This window comes from Peribacillus sp. NPDC101481 (genome assembly GCF_044767165.1).
Lineage (GTDB): Bacteria > Bacillota > Bacilli > Bacillales > DSM-1321 > Peribacillus.
Genome location: NZ_JBIWNJ010000002.1, coordinates 123,379 through 140,849 on the forward strand (window position 1 = coordinate 123,379; position 17,471 = coordinate 140,849).

Genomic DNA, 17,471 nt, shown 5'->3' on the forward strand with positions numbered 1-17,471 from the left:
ATGAATCGTGGGTTAATCAATCTTTCACTAAAGGGCGATTCTTTAATAAGAATCGTTTTTCTTTATGAACTAACAAATGCTTTACTTCATTACCAGGAGCTGATCAGCAGCTCCTTTTTTGATGCAATAATATGGTAAAATGAGTAAAAAAGGAGGGGCAATATGAAAGTGGTTCTTCAAGCAATTATAGGTTCAATTTTCATTCATATAATCTATGTAGTCGTTATGATGTTAGTCGGTTATATAAAAACAAAAAACTATAAACCGGATCTTGAGAATGCATGGGGGAAAGTAGAAAACCTTCAAAACGAGGTAGAGTTTGTGAGTGTTACGCCGCCTCATTTTTATGTTTTATCATTTTTAGGAGTTTCAGTAATATGTGGAATTGTAATTTTATCATATGAAAAGTTAATGAACTAACGGGGTATGTTAATTATTGAATGAATTTAGTGAAAAAGGACTTAATCATTAAAGGGGGAGAAGGATGGAAATTCGTTCAGTGAAAGGGTCAGATTACTATGCCATATCGCCGCTGATCAATGAATGGTGGGGAGGAAGGCAAATGTCTGATATGCTACCGAAATTATTCTTTGATCATTTTACAAATACAAGTTTCATAGCCGAAAAGGAAGGGGAAATAGTCGGTTTCCTAATAGGGATTTTATCTCAATCTCAGCCTGATGAGGCATATATTCACTTTGTCGGAGTGCATCCCAAATACAGAAAAAATGATATCGGCAGAAAGTTATATAATCAATTTTTCGATGTCGTTAATCAAAATGGCCGTAATGTTGTCCGTTGTGTAACGTCTCCGGTCAACAAATCTTCAATCGCCTATCATACCAAGATGGGATTTGAAATGGAAGAGGGAGATACATTCATTGATGATGTTTCAGTCCACTCTGACTATGACGGACATAAACAAGATAGAGTTTTATTCTTGAAAAAGTTATCAATGAACTAAGGTGGACCAGTAAAAATCCGGTCGGCCTTTTTTTATAGAATCCACTAAGGCAGGACTGTCAGCTAAAGCGTTTTTTATTCATTCCTAATGCTGCCTGGAATAGCACGTACAATACCCGTTCTTGTAATATTTCTCTGAAGAACCTCATAATTATCTAATCTGCTCATTGTATGCCCCCTTCATGATTGACTGGTTTTTTTTGTGATTTTCTGCTTCTTAGGCAGCTCTTCTTTTATGGTCCTATAGGGACAGGTTAGTTAAACGAAGATAAGATATAATTTGGATTAATATACAAAATTTTAATGAAAAAGAAGGGAAGCATGAAAATGACAGAAATGGTACCACTGACGTCGGAAAATTTGGAGCTATGTATCGATCTCTACATGAACGTATTTAATCGTGAACCATGGAATGAAAGGTGGACATATGAAACGGCTAAAGAGAGACTTTCCGACTTATTGCATACGCCTAAATTTCTTGGCTTTTTATTTCATATTGATCACAATCCAGTTGGTTTCATTGCTGGAAATAGTAAGGTGTCTTATCAAGGTTTAATTTATTATTTGGCAGAGCTTTGTGTGAATAATGAAATGCAAGGCAAAGGGCATGGCTCAAAAATGCTTCGTTCTTTAGAAGCTGAACTGCAGAAGAGAGAGATTAAAAGTCTATATTTATTAACGGCTAATGACGGTCTTGCAGAAGCATTTTATCTGAAAAATGATTATGTTGTAAATGAAGATAGGGTGGTTATGAAGAAAATTTTATTTTGATGATAAGTAGTCAAGGGGTGATGGAATTGTCGAAATCTGTAAAATTGTATCAATTAAGCCGAAAAATACATAAATGGACTGGTTTGGTTTTATCTGTTTTTTTTATGTTCATCGCAGTCACAGGCCTAGTACTTGTTTATATGATACCACTCGGAGTGGCTGATGAGTTAAGGACGGGGAAAGAGGCGAGTCCAGATCAAGCGATACCTATGGAGAAGGCCGTGTCCATTGCTACGTCTCAGGATCTTCCAGGTGCGGACTCGGTTGAAGATATATTTAGAATTGAATATAGACCAAGTGCAAATGTGTACCAGGTTCGCTTTAATAACGGACAAGGTGTTCAAATAGATGTAAGTACAGGAAAAGTGTTATCCACTAATCCAGATTACTCGACTTTCCTGATTACATTGCATGATGGAACCTTCTTTGGTGATTGGTATAGATACAGTATCCTCACATTGACGGGTTTATCCTTAATCCTGCTCTCGTTTTCCGGGTATTACATGTTCGGGTATCCTCTCTATAAGCGTTTAATGGCGAATAAAAGGAAATCTTAATATGAGGTGGTAATGTGTCTATAAAAGGTTTGAATCACTTTTTATTTTCAGTTTCTGATTTAGACAGTTCCATAGAATTTTATCAAAAGGTTTTTGATGCGAAATTATTAGTTAAGGGCCGAACCACAGCCTATTTTGATTTGAATGGAATGTGGATTGCCCTGAATGCAGAAAAAGATATTCCCCGTAATGAAATAAGCCAATCATACACACATATCGCCTTTTCCATAGATGAAGCCGATTTCATGAACATGTACGAGAAATTAATCGGATTGAATGTAAACATCCTGTCAGGACGTCCAAGAGATGAAAAAGATAAGAAGTCCATTTATTTCACTGATCCAGATGGTCATAAGTTTGAGTTTCATACAGGGACTTTACAAAATAGAATAGATTACTACAAACAAGAAAAAGCCCATATGGAGTTTTTCGACTGATAAGTAAGCCATCTTCAAATGAAAAGGGGAATGTTCATGAAAACTATTGGCCTTATTGGCGGCATGAGCTGGGAGTCATCATTGGAATATTATCGAATCATCAATGAAGAGGTAAAAGCCAAATTAGGAGGATTGCATTCAGCCAAGTGCATTTTATATAGCGTGGACTTTGAGGAAATCGAACGCTGCCAAGCTGAAGGGGATTGGGAAAGCTCCGGTAAATTATTAGGCGATGCAGCTCTGTCTTTGGAAAAGGCAGGTGCCGAAATGATTCTAATTTGTACAAATACGATGCATAAAGTGATTGGATATATTGAAGAAAAAGTCAGTTTACCGATTTTGCACATTGCTGATTCAACGGCAAAACAAATTCAAAAGTCCAAAATCAGTACGGTTGGTTTACTTGGCACTAAATATACGATGGAGCAAGACTTTTATAAAACACGAATTGAGACTAATGGTATCAAGGTCCTGATACCAAGTGAAGAGGATAGAAAAGTCATCAATAAAGTGATTTATGAAGAATTATGTTTAGGGGAAATTCAACAATCATCAAGGGATTATTACAAAAAGGTTATCAAGGGGTTAGTTGATGATGGAGCGGAAGGAATAATACTAGGCTGCACAGAAATTGGATTACTAGTAAAACCCGAGGATTCCAAAGTGCCATTATTCGATACAGCTGTCATACATGCCATCGAATCCGTTAATATGGCATTAGAAAAATGTTAGACACGGTAATAAGGAAGGTTGCAGCAGCCTTTTTGTTTTGCAACTAAAGGGGCAGAGTATGTAAATATTAGGCAAAAAGACGTTTGGAAATTCTTCCAAACGTCTTTTATTTAATTAGCATTAACTCTAAAGGTAAGAAACGACTCTCCTTTAAGTTCAGATGATTAAATGGTGGTTGCCATCAGCTCTCGTTCGTTTTCTTGTATGCAGACATGGAAGCATACGCAGATTCATTGAACCCTTTAACGATGAGCCAAACTGCTAAAATCATTTCATTAGCTGCTACTGGCAGTGCCAAAATAGCACCCCAAACAGAAATTTGTTGAATTACACCGAACATTACTAACAGGGCACAAATAAAAACAAGAGTTGCCCCGGTCATACCTAAGATCGGGATAAACCTGGGTACGAGCTTGGTTTTATAAAATATATAACTGTACATCATCGTGTTTATACCCAACAGGAAGAGGGGACCAAGCATAAATGTCCAGTCATGTACTGCTTTTAATACTATACCTGAAGTTTGAAAAGATACGGTATCCGGGGCACCTGCTGCTACAAATTCGCGGCTTAAGGTCAACAGGGATAGTACGCTGATTACACCAATAATGATGACAATCGCTTCAAGAAACCTGAAGCAAACATGCCAAAGAGCTATAGTTTCATTATACCTTCTTAAAATTGGAAACATTGTAGTTGCAGTACCAATCGCTGAAGCGACAAGAATTAATTCCATAAGCGCTCCAAGTGTCACCAGGTTGGCATGGTCAGACCCATTAATCAGATAATCCGGACCATTTAGGATAGGCTTGTATAAAATTAGACCTAATATTGCTGTAACTGCTGCAAGTATGAACAGAACCCCTACAATTATTGCGCTCTTTTTGGTAGTATTCATTTGTTCATCTCCCTTTTTAATGTATGGCGATAAGACTAATAACCGTTGGGTTACAAACAAGTTTAATACTTCACTACTTGTTATTTATCATATTACTGAGCTTATTCCAATTATTACTCTATTAGAAAAATAGGCAGCTAATCGTAGCATTTCTGTCTTTAACGTCATTACTGTTGTCAAAGTTATCATTTACAAAACCCTTATCTCAACTGTCGGCTACAGCTTAACTCCCAAAAGAAAGTCAATAACATTTGTATGTACATTCTTTAGAAGTGAAAGGAAAAGAAACGCTAATCAAAGTCCCCTTATCGAATAAGGGGTTCTGTTTTCATCAGACAAATGGGAATGAACGATTTTTTTATCTACAAGATGAACCATATTTGTATTTGAGGATTGAAATACATTCATTCTGAAAGTTGATGATGGACTTTCTGTCTGAAAGATGTAAAATATAGGTTTAATTGAAGTTCATCTTATTTACATAATGGATCTTAATAAAGGTTAAAGTGAAAAAACAATCAGGAGGAATTTTTCAATGGCTTTGTCCGAAATGAATAGTAAATTGTTTAGAATGATTAATGATCTAGGTAAACAATACCCCGATTTAAATCCATTTTTTGTATTCATAGCTGAATACATGATTTTTATCTTAGTATTGGCAGTCCTGATGTTTTTGTTTTCTCGAAGAAATAAAAATAGAATCATGGTAATCTGTGCATTTATTACACTAGTTATCTCGGAAATATTGGCCAAAATAGCAGGGCAGTTCCACTCGAATTATCAACCATTTGCTGAGTTGCCCAACGTTAATAAGTTAGTTGAAAAAGCGGTCAATAATTCCTTTCCAAGTGACCATACGATTATATTTTTTTCATTTTGTATAACCTTCTGGTTGTTCAAAAAGGGTTGGGGGTTTTTATGGGGAATTTTGGCTGTCCTTGTAGGTATTTCGCGAATTTGGGTAGGTGTCCATTATCCAGCAGATGTTCTTGTCGGAGCTATCATCAGTATCATTTCAGCCACGATCGTTTACAAAATTGTTCTTAAGTTAAGTCTTACTAAGAAATTTTTAGGAAATCAAGTAGAGGGCGAACAGTCCATTCTATCTGCCCTTTCCAAACAAAAGAAAGGTAAGTCAAAGGACTTTTAAAAAAGAGTTACCTAATATACTATTAAAATCATTGCTTCATTACAATTGTTGATATAAATATTATTTCAAGAACCAAGCAGGGCAGAAAATGATGCATTTATCAAAAGAAAAACATTTTGATGTTCTTCTTGAAATGTATGAATTATTAGACATTAAGTTTTAAATTAACCATTCTTCGACTGATCCGGATAGTATAACAAAGGGTTGCTGCGGCAACCTTTTTCTTTGGAACTAAAGGGGCAGGTTAATGGAATAAAAAGTTAATTAATCCATTGTTATCTGTATTATGTTAACTGCATAAATCAGTTGTACAGAGATAATAAAGTTGTTTAATTTGCAATTATTTTGCGGTAATGAAATTAAATATCAAATAAAGGAAATATCTTCCTTGTAGTCGAATATTAGCCTAGAACCATAATTAACTATTCCGATGAGGAGGATTCTTGTGCGTCCACGACCATTATCTATTGAAAATCCAGAGTATGATAGGTATGTTAGTCTTGTGCCAGATGGAGATATTGAAGAAATACTTAGTAAGCAACGAACTAAGACCATTACCTTCTTGAGCAGCATATCAGAGGAGTCAGCAAGGAAGGCGTACGCACCAGGGAAATGGACTTTAAAAGAAGTGATTGGGCATTTGGCCGACGTGGAACGTGTGATGTCGTATCGAATGCTTGCCATTGCACGAAATGAAAGTGCACCACTCTCGGCAATGGATCAGGATCAATACGTTTCTGCGGCAAACTTCAACAAATTATCCTGGGAACAGCTACTAGCTGGTTTAGACATGGTACGCTCCAACACGTTAAGTCTTATTTCAACCATTGATGATGCAGCGTGGGATCGTTATGGAACTGTAATGAACAGCCCAGTTTCGATAGGTACCTTTGCATATGGCATTGTCGGGCACGAGTTACACCATATGAAAGTGATTAGTGATAAATACTTATAAGTCTTTTTCTATTAATGAAAAAACCTAATTTCTCATTTAATGCTGAGAAATTAGGTTTTTTAATATTGAAACTTCCTTAACGTTGTAAATCCGCATTTTCCTGACGCTACTGTACAGAGATAATAAAGTTGTTTAATTTACAATAAAGTCATTAAAAAATAATAATGTTGTTTAAAAACCCTTATGTCACTAACGGGGCAGGTTAGTTGTATACGAACTGTGCATATTCATATTTATTAACTTATCGATTTCCTCTCTTTCAAAAGCTGAATAAAAAGCACTTTCTATTTAACTTTTCTAAAAATATAATGAAACGGAAAGGAGGCAATAAGAATGAAACATAATTCTATGCACCAATGGCATAAAGAGCATAATAAACGGGTAGCAGAATTTCACAAAAAACACGCTGCTCAAGTAGCTAATGGAGAAAACGGAAACGGTTGGTTAGCCAAGCTCGAAACGTGTTTTTTTAATAAAGTACTTGTTCCTCTTAAAGTTGTGAAATAACATCTTTTTTTCTGCTCCTGCTTTTTGAGGAGCAGTTATTTTTTGATTTTATATAAATACTTTATGACACAGTATGTGTCATCTCTGCAATAAGTCTTATAGAACTAACAGGTGCTTTAGCTGAAGATCGGAGCTGTCTTTAAAGGCAGCTTTTTCTTTATGGAACTATCGGGACCTAATTGTTCTTTTCCACCGAAAATATACGAAATACCTATTTTTTGTAAATAAGCAAGATAAGCATCAGAGACTAGCTCTGTAAGAACTTCTACTATATGATCTTCTGTCCTATTCTCACTCCATTCTGAAATGTAGTTTTTTGTCCATCCTAATTTCCCAGAAGCGTCTACTGCAATTGCATACGTTTTAGCATCTGTAGTTGCTACATAATCAGTTCTTGGTATTGACGGAATGTTTTCATGTGTTAAATCTAATTTATGTCCAAAGGTAAAGTTTTCCTCCATGGTAATCCTGCCACACATCCATGCTTTGCATCCGTAACGTTCATGAATTTTTTCATACTCGTCAATAAAATATTGGGTGCGTTCTTCTTCCAAATAATCCCCAATTTTTCCCCATCCAATGATGTCAGCATGTGGCATATTATATATGGCCTTTCCAAAGTATTCCTCCTTTCTATAAGAACACATCATAATCCTAGGATTGATATAAAAAATGCCCTGAATAACAGGGCATTTTTTATCCTCAACTATTATTTTACTTTACTGTATTCCTCATCTGTTACTGGTTCCAACCATTCCGGTGTACCTGCAGTGATTGCAATGTGTTCAAACCAGCTATCTTTTGTAGCACCATGCCAGTGTTTTACACCATCGTGGGTGACAATAACATTTCCAGCTTTTAAGAATTGAGCAGGTTTACCTTCTTCTTGGTACCAACCTTCGCCACCAGTTACTAATAAAAGTTGGAATCCATCACGATGAATATGCCAGTTATTTCTGCATCCTGGTTCAAAGGTCACATTCCCTACACCAACACTCACTTTAGGGTCAGCAATTAATGATTTAAGATAACTTTGTCCCACGAAATATTCTGCATATGCTTCATTTTTCTCACCCACTGGGAAAATGACGCCATTTTTTACTTCTTCATGTTTTGCCATTTTAACTCCTCCATGAAACTATATTTTTTATTATTAACCTACTTGAACTGTGGGGCGTATAATCATTTCATTAATTCCTACATCAGATGGTTGTTCAATGGCAAAGGCTATTGCACGAGCGATACGGTCAGAATCGATGGCAGCTTTGTAAAATTCATCTAATCCTGCTTTCATTGCTGGGTCTGTTGTAGTTTCTAACAATTCGCTTGTAACAGCTCCAGGAGAGATATTTGTTACACGGATATCCGTGCCACTCATTGCTTCTTCTTGGCGTAAACCTTCAGAAATGGCTTTTACAGCAAATTTAGTACCACAATATACCGTTCCACCAGGGTAGATGTTATGTCCAGCTACAGAAGAAAGATTAATAACGTGACCTGATTTGCGTTCTCTCATAGATGGAACGATAGCAGCGATAGCATACAATACACCTTTGACGTTAACATCAATCATCATATCCCATTCATCAACTTTATTTTCTGCAAGAAAAGCTTGTGGCATGATTCCAGCATTGTTGACTAGCACATCAATTTTTCCAAACTCATTAAGAGCATATGCAGCGAGTTCTTCCATCTGTTGACGAGAAGTAACATCTGTTACTTTATAAATAGCTTTTCCACCATTGTTTTTAATTTCATCTTGTAATTTCTTTAAACGATCTTCACGACGAGCTGCAAGTACCAACTTTGCACCTTTAGAGGCAAGTTCTTTTGCAGTAGCTTCTCCAATCCCAGAAGAAGCACCTGTAATAATGACAACTTTATCTTGAATATTTGACATAATAAATAACACCCTTTCTTAATTTTCAGGAATAATTTCGTTCACACATGTTAATGCATTCAATGTCCTTGGAAAACCTATATATGGAAGGCAGTGGGTGATTGCGGTGATTAAAATTTCCTTATCATTGTCCACATTTTTGTTACCCTGCACATGTGCTTTTACTTGACCTTCAGCACCACCTAAAGCAGTTATGATACAGAGTGTTAACAACTCTCGTGTTTTCAAATCAAGTCCGCTCCGGGTGTAGAAGTCTCCGAAGCAAAAAGAGGAGAGATAATCCTGTATGTGCTTTTGATTTTCTGGTGCGCCTTCTCTCACTTTTGCAATGACATCACCAAAAATCTCTACCTGTACTGAAAGTCCCTTGTCAAAACGATTATCTTCAACAACATTCTTTTGGCTTTCAATTGGTAACGCAATATTCTTGGATTTGAAAACCTCATTGACTTCATTGATAGCATTTAACGTTTTCGGGAATCCAATGTACGGAGCACATTGGTAAACAGCCTCTTTGATCTCTACAGCTGTTAGCCCCACATTCAGTGCAGCACTAACATGTGCTTTTAGTTGGGGCAATGTTTGATTGGTCGCAAGAACCACCAGGGTAATCAACTCACGCATTTTATCGTCAAGGTTACCTTGATAAAATACTTCCCCGAAAATGAAATGGCTTAGAATGTCCTGAAAATCAGGATCAGTAGCATGTGCGGCAGTTACTCCCTCACCAAATAGCTGTTTGAACTTTTCCTGGCTCTTTTCAACACGGTCCATAACTAAACCCCCTCTTTGGAATTAATTAACTCTTCTATTATTCCAAGGTAGTAAAATTTGATGTGTTAGTAAATCATATATTGATGCGGTATCGCACATCTGTATATAATGTAAAATGAAAAGAGGATGTCTGCAACAATCAAAACGCCAGGATTTGTGCGTTATTGCACAAGTTAATTGAAATTGTGCGATAATTTTTAAGAAAGTTTGGTGAAAACTACAATGTCAAGGGTAGATAGAAGAGTACAAAAATCCCAAGAAGCAATAAAAAATGCTTTTATTGAACTAATGTCTGAAAAAAGCTTTGATCATATTACGATACAGGATATTTCCGACAGAGCAAATGTCGGTCGCAGAACGATTTATGACCATTACATGGATAAATTTGATTTACTGGATAAGCTTATTGAAGAACATATTAACGAACTAAGGATACTGTGCGAATCGGCATCTGAATTGAATTTTGTCGAGGGAAATCTGATTTGGTTTGAATACTTTGAACTTAATAGTTCATTCTTTTCAACAATGTTAGGGAGTAAAGGAGCCCCTGCTTTTCGTAGTCATTTCCTGGAATTTGTAATCCAAGAGTTAGAGGGTGAAGTAGATGTAACTGAAGGGAAAAATCAAGGTTTAAGTAAGGATTTAATTCTTAAATTCTTTGGGGCAGCTATAGTAGAAATAGTAGAAGCGTGGTTCACTAATGGATTATCAGAACCGACTCAAGTCGTGGCAGAACAAGTGGGGCTTTTGTTAGATAGGAATTTATAGTTAAAGGATAGTTTCTCAGCAGCGTCGATTTAAAGTAGAAGTGTAAAATTAAAAGGCTGACAGTTTTTAAAAAATCACTGCTTGAATAGGTGCGGTGAACCGTATCATAAATAAATGACAATGCCATTTGGTACCAAGGTTTTATATTCGTTCTTCAGTAATCGGGTGCGATTCTTGAATAGACTTTATAGTGGGTGATTAAAGATGCACAACTGACTGGGAAAACAATCTTTACTAATGACTTCTTATTTTCTTCAAGTAATTTTATTCATTTTGATGTACCAAGAATTTTGCTGAATGTTTTTTATAAAAATAATTTGGACCAAATACAAATGTTTACTAGATCCCGAAGGGTGGACTGACTATTTTTCTTAAAGTAATGTGTTTAATTGTTTTGCGATTTGAGCCATAGTTAATAATTATTTTTCCAATTTGTAACCCTCCTATCTAGGGAATGGAATATTATATTAACTTCTTCGGCAGTTCTCCAATAACCTACCACCTTAAGGAACTTCTTTATATACTTCACTGTTAATCATTTGGTAACAACTTTTGATTTGGATAGATCATCTTGGGTTCATTTAATCTTGTTCATTTAACCTTCTTAATCTATAGTAGATGGATATATAAGGTGTAGAGGTGAAGAGATGGCATTGCGGCTATTAAGGTATTTTATTTTTTTTCTTGGATTAACTTTCTTTGGATTAGGGAATGCGATTGCGGTGAATGTTCAATCCTTGGGGCTGCATCCTTGGGAGGTTTTAAACGTCGCCCTGTTCGAGCGGTTCGGGTTCACAATTGGTACGTGGAGTGTCATGTGTGGTTTAGTACTTGTGTTGATCACCTTTGTCGTGGATAGGAAGTATATTAATATTGGTACCTTTCTAAATGCCTTGTCAATCGGCCCGATCATGGATTTCTTTTTGCATCTTGACATTCTTCCTCATGAAACGGAGCATTGGTGGTTGAATATACTCATCTTGTTGATGGGTATCATCATAACCGGAATTGGCGGAGGAATTTATGTGGCTGCGGGAATTGGGGCTGGTCCTAGGGATGGTTTCATGCTTTCCGTTTCGGAAAAAACCGGGTTATCGGTCAGTTGGGCAAGAATCGTTGTCGAGAGCCTCATCTTGATTATCGGGTTCATCCTTGGAGGTCCAGTGTTTATTATGACGTTTGCATATACCTTTATTCAAAGCCCGATCTTTCAGTTTTCCATGAAGCTGATGCGTTCCTTTATCGTTAGTTTGGAGCAGAAGCGAAAGGGACAATTTGAGATTCCGTTATAATTGGAAGGCGGATGTCCTTTGGTCACCTCCTTGCGTGCTCTTATTCCACTAACGGGTGCTTTACTTCATTATCAGGAGCTGATCAGCAGCTCCTTTTCTTATGCAACTATCGGGTCAGGTTAGTAATAAGAGATATAATTTTATAAAAGCTCACAGGTGGTGGGAAGATGACTTTAAAAGAGTTTATTGAGTTCCAAGAAGGTATAGCAATCGGGGAAGAATACTCATTTATATATCAAAATGAAGAATATTGGATAAGCCAAAATCCAGGTGCATATTATCTTACGCGAGTCAGAGGTGCCTATACTCAAGAGTTTGAAACTTCTGAGGCTCTTTTTAAATACGGAACAATCGAAGAAAAACTACTTTCAGAAATTTATATGGATTTTGAGTGGTAAAATAAATGTTGATATATTCTTGTTGAACCAACGGGTGCGTTAGCTGAAGATCGGAGCTGTCTTTAAGGCAGCTTTTTCTTATGGAACTAACGGGGCAGTTTAACTCTATAAAAAATTGGAAGGTAAATCCAATTAATAGTATAGTCATATGTAACAGCTCCTTTTTGTGGTCTTTTTCTTGATCGAAGAAAAATTCAGCTGAGGGGTATTGTACCAAATAATTTACATTGCTTTTATTTTTTGAGAAAGTAAAGGTACAATTAGTACTTATATAGTTTTATGATGATAAAAGATAATGAGGTAGGTAAAAAAATGATTGCAAAAACAGAAGAAGATTTTAACGGTTTGAAGGAAATTGGCAAAATTATTGCCTCAATTAGAGATGAATTGGTACAAAGAACAATTCCTGGCATAACGACCAAAGAACTTGATGATATAGCCGGAGAACTTTTAGAAAAAGCAGGTGCAGTTTCAGCTCCAAAAGGTGAATATGATTTTCCTGGCTACACTTGCATTAGTCTTAATGAAGAAGTGGCACATGGTATTCCGGGTCATCGGGTTATTCATGAAGGGGATCTAGTAAATATAGATGTATCTGCTTCAAAGAACGGTTATTTCGCAGATACAGGAATCTCATTTGTAGTAGGAGAAGGAGAAGAAGTATTAACGAGATTATGCGACGTTGCTAAAAAGGCATTTGAAGCAGGTCTTAAGAAAGCAAAACCCGGTTCAAAAAAAAGCAGAATCGGAAAAGCAGTATTCGAAACTGCGAGACAGCATGGATTCACTGTTATCAAAAACCTTACAGGACATGGTGTTGGTCGTAGAATACACGAAGCACCTGACCATATTTTAAATTATAATGATCCATGGGATAATGAAATGTTAAAGGAAGGGATGGTTATCGCATTCGAACCATTCATCTCAACCTTTGAAGAAGAAGTATTCCAAAAAGAAGACGATTGGACCTATGCTACAGAAAAAAGCTATGTAGCTCAATTAGAACATACGATTATTCTTACTAAAAATGGTCCGATTATTGTCACACTTTAATTTAAACAATGAAGTATCTAAAATTATAAGCCTTATTTAGACTTTATGATTGTAAATAAATGTACTTAAACTAACGGGTGCGTTAGCTGAAGGTCGGAGCTGTCATTAAGGCAGCTTTTTCTTATGGAACTAAAGGGGCAGGTTAGTTGAAGAATTATGTTTAACTATATAAAAGAAAAACAAACAACTAAGAGGTGATTGTATGAAATATACTTGTCCTTGCTGTGGATATAAAACATTAGATGAGGAACCTCCAGGAACGTATGATATTCGTGAAATCTGTTTTTTGGAAGATGATGGTTACCAATATGAACATCCAGATGAGGATGGTGCAAATAAAATTTCTTTTAGAGAGTCACAACAAAACTTTATAAAATTTGGCGTTAGCGATTTAGATTTTTCGGAAAACGTAAGAAAACCAAATAATTCCGATATAAAGGATCCAAATTGGAAACCGATATGAGTTTATATGTAAGCGTCAAATATTCCCCACCTACTACTTGTAAATAGCTCATGAGATAATCTCCTTACATCATACATGTGGAGGTTTTTTTATGAAAAAACGCCTTATAAAGAAAGAATGGGAAGCTCACATCCAAGATTTTAAAGAAAGTGGATTATCAAAAGCTGCTTGGTGTCAAAAACAGAACCTGCCGGTTCATCGGCTATATTATTGGCTCAAGAAATTATCTCCTCAAGCTGATAGTCCAACTGAAAGTAAACGTACAAAATGGGTATCTGTGAATATCCCTCCAATAGAAGAAAAAATACATACCACCATCCGCATTCATTTTAAAGAAGCTACAGTTGAAATAGATGCACCTTTTACTCCACAAGTGCTTTTACAAGTGATGCAGACGGTAAAACAGCTAAGATACCAGAAACAGCCATTGAAAGGGTATGTATCGCACAAGGAGCTACAGACTTAAGTAAATCTATTGATGGACTGGCAGCCATTGTAAAGGAAGAGTTTGATTTAGATCCCTTTTCTTCTTGTTTATTTGTCTTTTGCAATCGCTTACGCGATAAACTAAAGATTCTCGTGTGGGAACATAATGGTTTTTGGTTGCATTATCGCAGATTGGAAAAAGGAAAGTTTGACTGGCCAACTCAACATCCAAATGTGCCACTTACCATATCAAGAAGGCAACTGAGATGGCTTCTTGATGGATTTCCATTTGAACAAAAACAAGGGCATCAAGCTGTATATGCGAGAACAATCGTGTGAAAAATTCATATATTTAGAAGGGATTTGATTCATTTTGTCGAATGGATTCATCTATGAAAACAACATCCTCTCATCAAAATCAACCTAAAATTGAATCTCTTCAAGCTCAAGTAGAAGAACTCACGGCAAAAGTGAGATGGTATGAAGAACAATTTCGTCTTAGCCACAAAAACGGTTTGGTACGTCTAGCGAAAAAACAACGGAAAATCAACTCGCTCTAGAACTGTTTAATGAAGCTGAGAAAGAAAGTGACACCGAAGTACCCGAACCAGCTGTTGAAACCATCACCTATCGTCGTAAAAAGAAACGCGGTCATAGGGATGAGTCCGTCCAAAACCTTCCTATCGAAACGATTGAATATCGTTTGGCTGACGAGGAACAGGTTTGTTCGTGCTGTGGTGGTGCTCTACATGAGATGAGTGTAGAAGTCCGTAAGGAACTGACGATTGTTCCTGCAGAAGTAAAGGTGACAGAACATAAGAGATACGTATATGCTTGCCGCAAGTGTGAACTAGATGAGGTTTCCACACCGATCGTGACTGCGAATATGCCAGCTCCTGCCTTTTCCAAAAGTATAGCTTCCCCGTCCATTATGGCGTATATCATGACTCAAAAATATGTAGAAGGATTGCCTCTTTATCGTCAGGAAAAGCATTTTGAACGAATGGGAATCTACTTATCGCGTCAAACGATGGGAAATTGGTTATTATACGGGGCTGATCAATGGTTAGTGATATTGTATAAAAGGATGCATGAGCATCTACTTGCTCGAACCATCCTTCATGCGGATGAAACAACCTTCCAAGTCTTACGTGAACCTGGTCGTGCCGCAACTACCAAGTCCTATCTGTGGTTATATCGCACAGGGCGAGATGATATCCCCATTGTTCTCTATGACTATCAACCAACAAGAGCAGGCGAACACCCGAAACGTTTTTTAACGGGTTATCAAGGTTATTTACAAGTGGATGGATATAGTGGTTACAATCAAGTACCGGATGTCACCCTTGTGGGATGTTGGGCGCATGCCAGACGTAAGTTTGATGAATCCTTAAAGGCTTTACCTGATTCACAGCAGGGAAAAAAGGTGAAGGCGAGCGAAGGGTTGTATTTCTGTAATCAACTGTATTCTATCGAAAGAAAGCTAAAACATGTCGACTCTACAGAACGATATGAGCAGCGACTGGAAAAAAGCAGGCCCATTCTGGACCATTTTTCAGCATGGCTTTATGAACAAAAAGATCTCGTTCTACCAAAAAGCGCGCTAGGAAAAGCCATCATTTATTGTTTGAATCAATGGAATCATCTTGAAGCTTTTTTATTGGACGGACATTTAGAAATCGACAACAACAGAAGTGAACGTTCCATTAAGCCGTTTGTGATTGGGAGAAAAAATTGGATGTTTTCTAATACACCGCGAGGTGCTAGAGGGAGTGCCATCATGTATAGTGTGGTTGAAACGGCAAAAGAGAACGATTTGAGTCCCTATCATTATCTTCGCTATTTGTTTGAAACGCTACCAAATATGGATCTAACGAATAAAAAAGAAATAGATAAAGTCTTGCCGTGGTCATCTAGTTTACCCTCTGCATGCAGAGTACCGATAAAAAGTGAAGTAAACAAAACATAGTCCCGAAATACACCATCCATGTAGTATTTGGGGGCTACTTAACGTTTACGATTAACTGGAAGGGCTAGCTGCAATATTGCAGTTTATAATGGAGTAAGGAGGTAGGTGGGTTAAAGACGTATAGAATAAAACCTTCCATTAACATAATCCGTTGGGTTACATCAAGAGTGATGCTACCCATCTAATATCGAAATTTCTTTGAGGAAGTATTTGCTATCGAAGATTGATTTAAATAATTTTTTAAAAAAGTGCTTCATTGAAACTTTTACTTCAACAATGTGAAACACTTAATCTGGACTAAGTATGTTAAAATAAATTGATAACTACATAAATAAATAGAATGGTAACTACATAAACAAATAGAGTGGGGAAGATGGAGTCATGAAATCTTTTTTAGTAAAAACAGGGTTACTAGTGGCATGTATGGTCGGTTTGTTTCATGGTAAAGCGACAGCAGAATCGGAAACAGAATGGTCATTGAATTGTGAACAATATAGTGACATTAAACCAAATGAAAACCCAACTTACCAACATATCAATTGTTTGTTGACAAACGCTGCAATCCAAGCGGATATTCCGCCTGAAGTCGTAAAAGGGATTGCCACAAGAGAATCATACTGGAGACAATTCGTCGATGGTAAGCCGTTCATCTCGAAGGACGGGGGAATTGGGATTATGCAAATCACAGATACAACCTTACCAGAGGAACAGCAAGAGCGCTTAAAGAATGATATTCTTTACAATATCGAAACAGGCGTACGTATTCTCAATAGCAAGGCCAGTTTGACTACGCTTCCGAGCATCAAAGGAGCAGGACGAGACATCATTGAAAATTGGTATTTTCCTGTCATGGCATACAATGGGGTCGTGCCAGTGAATAGCCCTCTATACCAAGAAACAGGAGAAATTAATCATGAGGCCTATCAAGAATTAGTTTTCGGAAAAATCGAAAAAGACAGTTTCGGAAAAATCGAAGAAGAAAGTTACAGGGGCGATACCATCTTAGCAAGGTATCCATTTGACGTAAAGGATTTCAAATACGACAGAGAAAGTGATAAGCCCATTGAATTCCTAAAGCCCGAATATATCGTACAGGGTGTTCATGAGACAACGATCAAATTAAAAGCAGGGGACCGAGTACTGACAACTGAGAATGACGTTAAATTACGAAAAAAACCAGGGTCACCGGATTATAAAAGGTTGCCGATCAATACACCCTTACTAATTGAAGGCACATTTGAATTTGATGAGTCTGAAATCAGTCAAAATCAATTTGTCTGGTTTCCAGCGAAAACACTCGATGGACAGTATAGTGGATACGTTTCATCGGCTTATATCGAGAAACAAGTCGCGTTTAAAGCCGCATCTTCTTCCTATAATAGTATTAAAACTAGCTGGGCGGCAGTAAGCGGTGCATCAGGGTATGAGATTTATCGATCGACATCAAGCACGTACGTA

Annotated in this window: 23 protein-coding genes and 1 pseudogene; 19 read left to right on the plus strand and 5 right to left on the minus strand. The window is 37.0% G+C overall.

Annotated features, from left to right (window positions below; all coding sequences use genetic code 11):
- The 7 genes from ACIROD_RS10555 to ACIROD_RS10585 all read left to right on the plus strand — a co-directional run bounded on the left by ACIROD_RS10555 (position 1) and on the right by ACIROD_RS10585 (position 3,460).
- Complete coding sequence (locus tag ACIROD_RS10555; protein WP_402940494.1) at positions 1 to 138, plus strand: hypothetical protein; 138 nt, start codon at positions 1 to 3, stop codon at positions 136 to 138.
- Positions 139 to 162: 24 nt separating this feature from the next.
- Positions 163 to 420 (plus strand): hypothetical protein, encoded by a 258-nt coding sequence (locus ACIROD_RS10560; RefSeq protein WP_402940496.1) that lies wholly within the window; start codon positions 163 to 165, stop codon positions 418 to 420.
- A 64-nt stretch (positions 421 to 484) separates the two neighbouring features.
- Positions 485 to 964: a GNAT family N-acetyltransferase gene (locus tag ACIROD_RS10565; RefSeq protein ID WP_402940498.1), complete on the plus strand. Its 480-nt coding sequence runs from the start codon at positions 485 to 487 to the stop codon at positions 962 to 964.
- A 326-nt stretch (positions 965 to 1,290) separates the two neighbouring features.
- Entirely contained in the window at positions 1,291 to 1,734 is a 444-nt protein-coding gene (locus tag ACIROD_RS10570; RefSeq protein WP_402940501.1) for a GNAT family N-acetyltransferase, read from the plus strand.
- Positions 1,735 to 1,760: 26 nt separating this feature from the next.
- Positions 1,761 to 2,291 carry a PepSY domain-containing protein gene (locus ACIROD_RS10575; protein ID WP_402940504.1) on the plus strand — a complete coding sequence of 177 codons (531 nt, stop codon included), beginning with the start codon at positions 1,761 to 1,763 and terminating at the stop codon, positions 2,289 to 2,291.
- 14 nt (positions 2,292 to 2,305) lie between these two features.
- A complete protein-coding gene (fosM, locus tag ACIROD_RS10580; RefSeq protein WP_402940507.1) occupies positions 2,306 to 2,728 on the plus strand; it encodes a FosM family fosfomycin resistance protein in 423 nt (140 codons plus the stop codon).
- 36 nt (positions 2,729 to 2,764) lie between these two features.
- Positions 2,765 to 3,460 carry an aspartate/glutamate racemase family protein gene (locus ACIROD_RS10585; RefSeq protein ID WP_402940510.1) on the plus strand — a complete coding sequence of 232 codons (696 nt, stop codon included), beginning with the start codon at positions 2,765 to 2,767 and terminating at the stop codon, positions 3,458 to 3,460.
- Positions 3,461 to 3,641: 181 nt separating this feature from the next.
- On the opposite strand, the gene ACIROD_RS10590 is transcribed toward ACIROD_RS10585, so the two are convergent.
- Positions 3,642 to 4,358: a DUF4386 domain-containing protein gene (locus ACIROD_RS10590; RefSeq protein WP_402940513.1), complete on the minus strand. Its 717-nt coding sequence runs from the start codon at positions 4,356 to 4,358 to the stop codon at positions 3,642 to 3,644.
- Positions 4,359 to 4,893: 535 nt separating this feature from the next.
- Here ACIROD_RS10590 and ACIROD_RS10595 point away from each other — a divergent pair.
- The 3 genes from ACIROD_RS10595 (at position 4,894) to ACIROD_RS10605 (ending at position 6,970) form a co-directional block, all read left to right on the plus strand.
- The gene (locus ACIROD_RS10595; protein ID WP_101226012.1) at positions 4,894 to 5,508 is read left to right on the plus strand and encodes an undecaprenyl-diphosphatase; all 615 of its coding nucleotides are present in this window, start codon (positions 4,894 to 4,896) and stop codon (positions 5,506 to 5,508) included.
- A gap of 445 nt (positions 5,509 to 5,953) precedes the next feature.
- Positions 5,954 to 6,463 (plus strand): DinB family protein, encoded by a 510-nt coding sequence (locus ACIROD_RS10600; protein WP_402940517.1) that lies wholly within the window; start codon positions 5,954 to 5,956, stop codon positions 6,461 to 6,463.
- Positions 6,464 to 6,796: 333 nt separating this feature from the next.
- Positions 6,797 to 6,970: a hypothetical protein gene (locus ACIROD_RS10605; protein ID WP_402940520.1), complete on the plus strand. Its 174-nt coding sequence runs from the start codon at positions 6,797 to 6,799 to the stop codon at positions 6,968 to 6,970.
- 116 nt (positions 6,971 to 7,086) lie between these two features.
- Here the strand turns inward: ACIROD_RS10605 and ACIROD_RS10610 are convergent, their stop codons facing one another.
- The 4 genes from ACIROD_RS10610 to ACIROD_RS10625 all read right to left on the minus strand — a co-directional run bounded on the left by ACIROD_RS10610 (position 7,087) and on the right by ACIROD_RS10625 (position 9,644).
- Positions 7,087 to 7,524, minus strand: a complete 438-nt coding sequence (locus ACIROD_RS10610) for a hypothetical protein (protein WP_402940523.1) — start codon at positions 7,522 to 7,524, stop codon at positions 7,087 to 7,089.
- A 155-nt stretch (positions 7,525 to 7,679) separates the two neighbouring features.
- The gene (locus tag ACIROD_RS10615) at positions 7,680 to 8,090 is read right to left on the minus strand and encodes a cupin domain-containing protein (protein ID WP_402940526.1); all 411 of its coding nucleotides are present in this window, start codon (positions 8,088 to 8,090) and stop codon (positions 7,680 to 7,682) included.
- 33 nt (positions 8,091 to 8,123) lie between these two features.
- Complete coding sequence (locus ACIROD_RS10620) at positions 8,124 to 8,870, minus strand: SDR family oxidoreductase (protein ID WP_402940529.1); 747 nt, start codon at positions 8,868 to 8,870, stop codon at positions 8,124 to 8,126.
- A gap of 18 nt (positions 8,871 to 8,888) precedes the next feature.
- Entirely contained in the window at positions 8,889 to 9,644 is a 756-nt protein-coding gene (locus ACIROD_RS10625; protein WP_402940532.1) for a carboxymuconolactone decarboxylase family protein, read from the minus strand.
- A gap of 222 nt (positions 9,645 to 9,866) precedes the next feature.
- Here ACIROD_RS10625 and ACIROD_RS10630 point away from each other — a divergent pair, with 222 nt between their 5' ends.
- The 9 genes and pseudogenes from ACIROD_RS10630 to ACIROD_RS10670 form a co-directional block, all read left to right on the plus strand.
- A complete protein-coding gene (locus ACIROD_RS10630; protein WP_260356702.1) occupies positions 9,867 to 10,412 on the plus strand; it encodes a TetR/AcrR family transcriptional regulator in 546 nt (181 codons plus the stop codon).
- Positions 10,413 to 11,059: 647 nt separating this feature from the next.
- The gene (locus ACIROD_RS10635) at positions 11,060 to 11,704 is read left to right on the plus strand and encodes a YczE/YyaS/YitT family protein (RefSeq protein WP_402940535.1); all 645 of its coding nucleotides are present in this window, start codon (positions 11,060 to 11,062) and stop codon (positions 11,702 to 11,704) included.
- 167 nt (positions 11,705 to 11,871) lie between these two features.
- Positions 11,872 to 12,102: a hypothetical protein gene (locus ACIROD_RS10640; protein ID WP_260356704.1), complete on the plus strand. Its 231-nt coding sequence runs from the start codon at positions 11,872 to 11,874 to the stop codon at positions 12,100 to 12,102.
- Positions 12,103 to 12,414: 312 nt separating this feature from the next.
- A complete protein-coding gene (map, locus tag ACIROD_RS10645) occupies positions 12,415 to 13,155 on the plus strand; it encodes a type I methionyl aminopeptidase (RefSeq protein ID WP_402940538.1) in 741 nt (246 codons plus the stop codon).
- A 202-nt stretch (positions 13,156 to 13,357) separates the two neighbouring features.
- Complete coding sequence (locus ACIROD_RS10650) at positions 13,358 to 13,618, plus strand: CPCC family cysteine-rich protein (RefSeq protein ID WP_402940541.1); 261 nt, start codon at positions 13,358 to 13,360, stop codon at positions 13,616 to 13,618.
- Positions 13,619 to 13,709: 91 nt separating this feature from the next.
- A complete protein-coding gene (gene tnpA / locus ACIROD_RS10655) occupies positions 13,710 to 14,084 on the plus strand; it encodes an IS66 family insertion sequence element accessory protein TnpA (protein ID WP_402940544.1) in 375 nt (124 codons plus the stop codon).
- 26 nt (positions 14,085 to 14,110) lie between these two features.
- A complete protein-coding gene (gene tnpB, locus ACIROD_RS10660; protein WP_402942863.1) occupies positions 14,111 to 14,383 on the plus strand; it encodes an IS66 family insertion sequence element accessory protein TnpB in 273 nt (90 codons plus the stop codon).
- A gap of 41 nt (positions 14,384 to 14,424) precedes the next feature.
- A pseudogene (tnpC, locus tag ACIROD_RS10665) lies at positions 14,425 to 16,013 on the plus strand (IS66 family transposase).
- 381 nt (positions 16,014 to 16,394) lie between these two features.
- Positions 16,395 to 17,471 (plus strand): transglycosylase SLT domain-containing protein (locus ACIROD_RS10670; protein WP_402940547.1); only part of this gene is annotated, 1,077 nt, incomplete at its 3' end.